Source organism: Bacillus sp. BB081, from assembly GCF_008368895.1.
Lineage (GTDB): Bacteria > Bacillota > Bacilli > Bacillales > Bacillaceae_G > Bacillus_A > Bacillus_A wiedmannii.
The window spans coordinates 24,224-30,766 of sequence record NZ_QOZX01000062.1 but is presented as its reverse complement, the minus strand read 5'-3'; the positions used below and the strand labels follow the sequence as shown (position 1 = coordinate 30,766).

Below are 6,543 nucleotides of genomic sequence, written 5' to 3'. Positions count from 1 at the left end.
TTCAATTGAGTTGTATGAATAAAACAACTCAATTCTTAGAAATGTAGAAAGATAAATTTGTTTATGTACTTTTAGAAAATATAAATTTTCAGTTTTCAAGATAATTACAAAAGAACTTTCTCATAAAATTTACCTTTTCACTATTTCAGTAGTGTTTTATCCGTTAATCGAATTGTATAATATACCTGCATAGTAAATTCAGCTGATTTTTGACGTATTATTGACATCATTTTGTCTGAAATATGTCTTTTGTCATTTTTTTGAATTAGATTTTTTTCATTAATAACATGTACTTTTTTAATATAAGAGTTACTTTCGTATCAATAAAAAAATCATTTTTCTCTTCATACACTTGACTTTCCCGAGAAAAAATGTCCTATTAACCAATAAAGAAATCAGTTCGTTTTTTGTCAAGAGAAAAATATATTTCTAAAATTCAAACACGAAATAATGTTATTCAAAAATAGAAAATACTCTCCCTCTTTCTAGACTAAAAATTCATTTTTTTGTCATTTTTTCAAACTAAATTAATACATAAAAAAATACCGAGAATCGATTAGACTCTCGGTATTTTTCAAATTATTTTGCTGTATGTTTTCTTACAGCCGGTAAAATTTCAGTAGCAATTAATTCGATGTTTTTCTCAATTTTATCAAGTGGTACACCACCAAAATCAATTTGTGCCATAAAACGTTGTTGTCCAAACAATTCATATTGGTAAAGCATTTTTTCAATAATTTGTTGCGGGCTACCAACCATTAATGCGTCACGGTAATCTACTGAATTTGTAAATTGTTCTTTCGGATACCCACCACCGCGCAGTGTAAGCATACCAGCATTAATATGAGGATAGTATTCACTAAATGCATCTTGTGAATTTTTTGCTGTATAAAATAAACTTGTAGTTGCAACTGGTAAGCTTGCTGGATCAAATCCACTTTGCTCAGCAGACTCACGGTAAGCATCTACTGATCCTTTAAAGTTAATAGCTGGACCACCTAGTGTTGTTATCATCATTGGTACACCCGCGCGTCCTGCTTTAATTGCACTAGCTGGCGGGCCACCAACTGCACGCCAAATTGGTAAGTTATTATTTTTAGCTCTTGGAATAACCGATGCATGTGCAAGCGGTGCTCTGAACTGTCCATTCCAAGTTACATGTTCCTCTTTATTAATTTTTAATAAAAGATCCATCTTCTCTTCAAATAATTCTTCATAATCATTCACGTCATAACCGAGTAAACTATATCCCCCAATACGAGACCCACGACCAGCCACGATTTCTGCACGTCCATTAGAAATCAAGTCAATTGTAGCAAAATCCTCATATACTCGTACCGGATCAGATGTACTTACTATCGTTGCTGAACTTGCAATTTTTATATTTTTCGTAGCTTGTGCAATAGCTCCTAAAATAACTGTATGAGCTTGCGTTGTAAAATGCGTTTGATGACTTTCACCGACAGCAAATACATCCAGTCCAGCTTCATCCGCTAACTTAGCTGTTCCAATTAATTCATGAATCCTTTGTTCTGCACTAATTTTTTCTCCGTTATGTGGATTTAAAACATGATCCCCAATTGAATATAATCCAAACTCTATTCCTTTACTTGTATCCATACGGTATTTTTCCATCATTACTCTCTCCTTTAATGAAGTGGTATTAGTTTCTCTTCTAAAAACGTCGGTAATTCAAATGTATCTCTCTATTACTAATAATATCACTTGATTAGTCAATTGATTTTGTAAAAAAAATTACTCTTGCGGTAATTCTTTTTTTTCACTATGCTTATGAACTTTCGTCATTAGCTCGTATAATATTTTCTGCTCTTCTTCATTTAATACATCATCAAAAAACGAAGATTGAAATGCAAGTTGCTCTGGCAGCGCTTTTTCTAAAGCTGCTTCCCCTTGCTCTGTAAGACTAATTGTTTTCGTTTTCCAGTCTTGTTTTCGCACAATATATCCTTCTTTTTCAAGACGAGTTAACATTCGAGAAATACCGCCTTGTGTAACAGTTACTTTTTCTGCTAACTCCATTTGTGTTAGTGGTTGATACGTACGTATTTGCAAAAGCACATCAAATTGAGCTGTCGTTAAATCAAAACGTTTTAAAAACTCATTTGACATCTGATTACTTTGGTTCGTAAATCGTATTAAACGTAACCATATTAACGATCCTATCGTATTATCACGCATGTTTGATCACTTCCTATCGTGAATCTTACTATCACTTTACTACGCAAGTGATAAAAAAGCAAGAGAAAACGTGAAAAATATCTCATTAGAATTACATAAATAACGATAAGAAAGAATGCATGTTTAAATGAATTCTTTCTTATCGTTATTCTTAACTTTCCATTTCATTCATTGCTATATTTAAAGCTCCCACCGCTTTTGGCCAGCCAACATAAAAAGCCATATGCGTTATTAATGCAATCATTTCATTTTCTGCAATTCCATTTTGTTTGGCCAACTGCAAATGAAATGGTAATTGTTCTGTATGACCAAGACTGATTAATGCCGACACTGTACATAAACTTCTTTCTCTTAATGTTAAAGTGGCATCCCGCCACACTTCCTCGAACAATATCTCTTCACTATAATGAGCAAATGCAGGTGCCTTTTCTCTCATTTTCTCTTGAATACAATATTCAATGGCTTCATTCATCATTTCACTCCCCCTTCGCTTTTACCAATTGTGCCATTCCTTGACCAAATGACCAATTTTCAGCAGCTGTCTCATTTAGTGTAATAAAAATATCTGCACTTTTTATTCTAGAACATTCAGAAACCTTCAAGGATATCGACTGATACAGATCCCTTTTCTGTTTTATCGTTCTTCCCCGTCCACATGTAATATAAACATAAATCATATTCTCTGTTCTCTTTTTTCCTCTTTCTAATAAATAATATGGATTATATAAAAAGTGATTTTGTTGATAAGGTAAAAACATTTGAAAAAAATCATTTTCAGGGATGTTAAAATGTTCAATTAATGAAAGATGAATACATTCACCTATCTTTTTGATCTCTTCTTCTTTTAATTTATTTTCATGATAATAAACGTTCACAAAGGGCATACAGTTTCATTCCTTTTCTTTATTTAACATTCAACAAATTTTCATCGTGAAATGTGCAAAATCTCAAATACTGTAACATCTTTATTCGTTACCATATTAGGCTTTTCATTATAAAATCTGAATTGGCTATATCCCCATTTATCTGGATTATAAATGATTACATTTCCTAAACTCTTTTCTATGTTTTGTACATTCTCATTCATAGTGTTTAATTGAGTCCCTCTCAGTGAATTACTTTGAGAAATACTCCCTGTATACTCAACAGCATATTTACTTTTTTTAAAATCATCACTTAGATTAACAACTAATGGAACACCTATATTTATTTGTTGCCACCCAAAAGATTGTAAAATATTATCGTAATACCCTTCAAAGATAAATTTGTTCATTCCTTTATGACCATTCCAAATATATAAAGGTGCATAACAGTTATAGAAATTCCCTTCCTTACCTGCCTCAGTAATTAAATATGCTTTGAAATTCAATTCTTGAAAACCATCCGTTTTATGCCCATTATCCTTTACCCTTTTTTTAATAATCTCCATGTCATAATCCTTTGGCAAAATGACCTTATATTGCATTCCAATCATGTTTATCACTCACTTTCTATCTTATATACACAATGATAAACCGATGATTGACTAACGTAAAATAGGTATAAATTATGTTTGATATCATTTATAATGATACCCTATAAGGAGCTGTGATAAATGGAAATAAATGATCTTATTATATTCAAAACTGTAGCTAGCGAAGGCTCTATTAGTAAAGCTGCTAAAGAGTTAGGATATGTTCAGCCAAACGTAACTGAGCGAATCAAAAAATTAGAACAAGAATTAGAAACTCCTTTACTACATAGAGATAACAAAGGCGTTTCCTTGTTACCTTCTGGTGACATTTTATTAGACTATACGAATCAAATATTAACTTTAGTAGAAGAAGCGAAAGATAAAATTAAAACGAGTGGTTCTTCTTATATCATCGCGACGTCACAATCTATTTTGACTAATTATGTAAGTAAGCGTATTAAAGAAAATTTCAGGAATTATCAAATATACGTAGAAAATAGTAGTCATTTACAAAAATTACTGCAACAACAAAAGGTTGATATGGTCATTACTTATGAGGATGATCCCGACACAGCTTTTAAAAAAGTATTTACTACTTCAATTTCTGTAGGCTTATTAAAAGCGAAAGAAACACGAACCATTGACTATTCAAAGGAACTCTTCTTCGTCAGTAATGACAAAAGGTGCCCTTTTAGAAATAAGACAATACAATTTTTAAAAGAAAATAATTTATCTCAGCGTCCACTTCAACAATTAGATTCTTACTCGCTTATGGAAGAGTTTATTCATGATGGAAAAGGAATAGCCTTTTTGCCGATTAGAAATGATACATTGGTACCAATTGAAAATGTTCCAATTGAGAAATTAGCTGTTCATTTTTTTACAAATCAAAACTCTTTAAAACAAATCCCTGATGAACTATTTGATTAATAGAATAGCTATAAACTAATTACATACACCAATAAAAATCCCTCCTTTACGAATTTAAAAGAGGGATTTTCATATTCTATACAATTGATTTTTCACACATTTTGCTCCACTTCTGCACTTTTCTCCTTCTTACTCTGTTTCACATTCTTCAGTCTCTTAATCGTGCCAACTAATCCTTTCGGAAAAACTAGCAAGACGATAATGTACAATAAACCAAGAATAATTGTCCATCTTTCAAAAATCGGATACGCTGTGGCTAGTTCTGATAAATAATATTTCAGTGATTCAATAATTCCAGCTCCAGCAATTGCTCCAATTAACGTTCCAACGCCTCCAATCATTGTCATCAATAATGCATTTAATGTCATTTCAATTGAAAATACAGCTGTATTAACAAAGCGTAGTGTGATAACAAATAAACCACCGCTAATTGTAGCAACTACTCCTGCAACAATACTAGCAATAATTTTATAATGAAGAACTTTATATCCTAATGCTTCAACACGTTGCTCATTTTGTGAAATTGCCTTTAATACTTTTCCAATAGAAGATTTTGTGAAAAGACGTAACAGAATAAAAATGACAATTAAACATATAAGTGTTACATAATAAAAGTTAAAACGATCACGGAATAAGTCTGGTACACCAAATGTAAAACCGTCTCCTCCGTGAGTGAGTCCACGCCATTTTTCAGCAAGTACGAAAAACAACTGTGAAATAGCAAGTGTTAACATTGCATAAAAATGACTTTTCAGCCGTAATGAAAGTAAACCGATTATATAACTAACAATTACTGAAATGATAATTGCAGCTACTATCCCTATTAAAAAGTTCGTTATGGATACTCCTTGCCGATCAAATAAAAGTGCTACCCCATACGCTCCTATTCCAAAGAACATACAATGTCCGAACGATACAATTCCTGTATACCCAAGCAATACATCAAAACTCATTGCAAAAATAGCAAAGATGAAGATTTGAGTGAACAAAATTAACAAGCTCCGTGAATCATTTACGAATGGAAATACACTTAAACAAATGAGCATAAATACTCCGAAGTATACTTTAATTCGATTTGATGTGCTGTTCACCATTTCACCCCTTTTCACTAACAAGTCCATTTGGCTTCACTATTAAGAAAAATAGTAACATTAACATATTGATTGCAAGTGATAAATCCGGTATAAAATACGCTGTAAAAGCACCCGCTAATCCGACAATTAAAGATGCGATTGCTGAACCTTGTACGCTTCCTAACCCTCCAATGATTACTACTATGAAAGCTAAAATCGCATACTGCATACCCATCTCGGCGAAAATCACGCCTGAATATGGTGCTAATAAGAAGCCTCCCAACGCTGCCATCCCTGCTCCTAATAAAAAGACGAAAGAAAATATCGCTTTTACGTTAATACCGAGCGCTTGAACCATCTCTTTATCCATTACACCTGCGCGTATCATAAGACCTATCTTTGTTTTTTTGAGCAATAATAGTAAGGCAATGTAAATGATGATCCCAATTAATATAACGAATAGACGATATTTAATTAATATAACGCCGTCAAATGTAAAACTTCCTTGTAACCATAACGGTAATTTAGCACCAATTGGATTTGGCCCCCAAAATATTTTAATACATTCACTAAGTACAAGCATTCCTCCAAGCGTCACAAGAAGCTGGCGAACATGATTTCCATATACCGGTCTAATAAGAAATCTTTCTAAAATGAATCCAAGAAACATCCCCATAGCAATTGCTCCAATTAACGCTAATACGTAACTACCTGTCATATTAAATATCCAAACACCTGTAAACGCTCCCCAGGCAAATAAACCACCATGTGCGAAGTTTAGAACGCTCATTAAACCGAAAATAAGCGAAAGACCTGATGCTAATAAAAAAATGAGCATCCCTGTTGAAATCCCATTTACAAATAAATTGATTAACACATCCATCCTTC

General features: G+C 32.6%; 8 protein-coding genes. 1 reads left to right on the top strand and 7 read right to left on the bottom strand.

The window, feature by feature from the left end; translation table 11 throughout:
- Nucleotides 1-579: 579 nt before the first annotated feature.
- The 5 genes from DN394_RS22920 to DN394_RS22900 form a co-directional block, all read right to left on the bottom strand.
- Nucleotides 580-1,635, bottom strand: coding sequence for an LLM class flavin-dependent oxidoreductase (locus tag DN394_RS22920; protein ID WP_097916065.1), 1,056 nt, complete (start codon nucleotides 1,633-1,635; stop codon nucleotides 580-582).
- A 120-nt stretch (nucleotides 1,636-1,755) separates the two neighbouring features.
- The gene (locus DN394_RS22915) at nucleotides 1,756-2,199 is read right to left on the bottom strand and encodes a MarR family winged helix-turn-helix transcriptional regulator (RefSeq protein WP_001205517.1); all 444 of its coding nucleotides are present in this window, start codon (nucleotides 2,197-2,199) and stop codon (nucleotides 1,756-1,758) included.
- A gap of 151 nt (nucleotides 2,200-2,350) precedes the next feature.
- Nucleotides 2,351-2,674, bottom strand: coding sequence for a carboxymuconolactone decarboxylase family protein (locus DN394_RS22910; RefSeq protein ID WP_046959147.1), 324 nt, complete (start codon nucleotides 2,672-2,674; stop codon nucleotides 2,351-2,353).
- A 1-nt stretch (nucleotide 2,675) separates the two neighbouring features.
- Nucleotides 2,676-3,083, bottom strand: a complete 408-nt coding sequence (locus DN394_RS22905) for a tautomerase family protein (RefSeq protein WP_046959146.1) — start codon at nucleotides 3,081-3,083, stop codon at nucleotides 2,676-2,678.
- A gap of 41 nt (nucleotides 3,084-3,124) precedes the next feature.
- Nucleotides 3,125-3,673, bottom strand: a complete 549-nt coding sequence (locus DN394_RS22900; RefSeq protein WP_097916061.1) for a DUF4865 family protein — start codon at nucleotides 3,671-3,673, stop codon at nucleotides 3,125-3,127.
- Nucleotides 3,674-3,793: 120 nt separating this feature from the next.
- On the opposite strand from DN394_RS22900, the gene DN394_RS22895 reads away from it, so the two are divergent.
- Nucleotides 3,794-4,582 carry a LysR family transcriptional regulator gene (locus DN394_RS22895; RefSeq protein WP_149294269.1) on the top strand — a complete coding sequence of 263 codons (789 nt, stop codon included), beginning with the start codon at nucleotides 3,794-3,796 and terminating at the stop codon, nucleotides 4,580-4,582.
- A 92-nt stretch (nucleotides 4,583-4,674) separates the two neighbouring features.
- Here the strand turns inward: DN394_RS22895 and DN394_RS22890 are convergent, their stop codons facing one another.
- Nucleotides 4,675-5,628 carry a branched-chain amino acid ABC transporter permease gene (locus DN394_RS22890; protein WP_149294270.1) on the bottom strand — a complete coding sequence of 318 codons (954 nt, stop codon included), beginning with the start codon at nucleotides 5,626-5,628 and terminating at the stop codon, nucleotides 4,675-4,677.
- Between the two features lie 49 nt (nucleotides 5,629-5,677).
- The gene (locus tag DN394_RS22885) at nucleotides 5,678-6,538 is read right to left on the bottom strand and encodes a branched-chain amino acid ABC transporter permease (RefSeq protein ID WP_149294268.1); all 861 of its coding nucleotides are present in this window, start codon (nucleotides 6,536-6,538) and stop codon (nucleotides 5,678-5,680) included.
- Nucleotides 6,539-6,543 lie beyond the last annotated feature (5 nt).

Coding starts and splice junctions, on each gene's coding strand:
- DN394_RS22885 (WP_149294268.1), bottom strand. CDS start 6,538: ATGGATGTGTTAATCAATTTATTTGTAAATGGGATTTCAACAGGGATG.
- DN394_RS22900 (WP_097916061.1), bottom strand. CDS start 3,673: ATGATTGGAATGCAATATAAGGTCATTTTGCCAAAGGATTATGACATG.
- DN394_RS22910 (WP_046959147.1), bottom strand. CDS start 2,674: ATGATGAATGAAGCCATTGAATATTGTATTCAAGAGAAAATGAGAGAA.
- DN394_RS22920 (WP_097916065.1), bottom strand. CDS start 1,635: ATGGAAAAATACCGTATGGATACAAGTAAAGGAATAGAGTTTGGATTA.
- DN394_RS22895 (WP_149294269.1), top strand. CDS start 3,794: ATGGAAATAAATGATCTTATTATATTCAAAACTGTAGCTAGCGAAGGC.
- DN394_RS22905 (WP_046959146.1), bottom strand. CDS start 3,083: ATGCCCTTTGTGAACGTTTATTATCATGAAAATAAATTAAAAGAAGAA.
- DN394_RS22915 (WP_001205517.1), bottom strand. CDS start 2,199: ATGCGTGATAATACGATAGGATCGTTAATATGGTTACGTTTAATACGA.
- DN394_RS22890 (WP_149294270.1), bottom strand. CDS start 5,628: ATGCTCATTTGTTTAAGTGTATTTCCATTCGTAAATGATTCACGGAGC.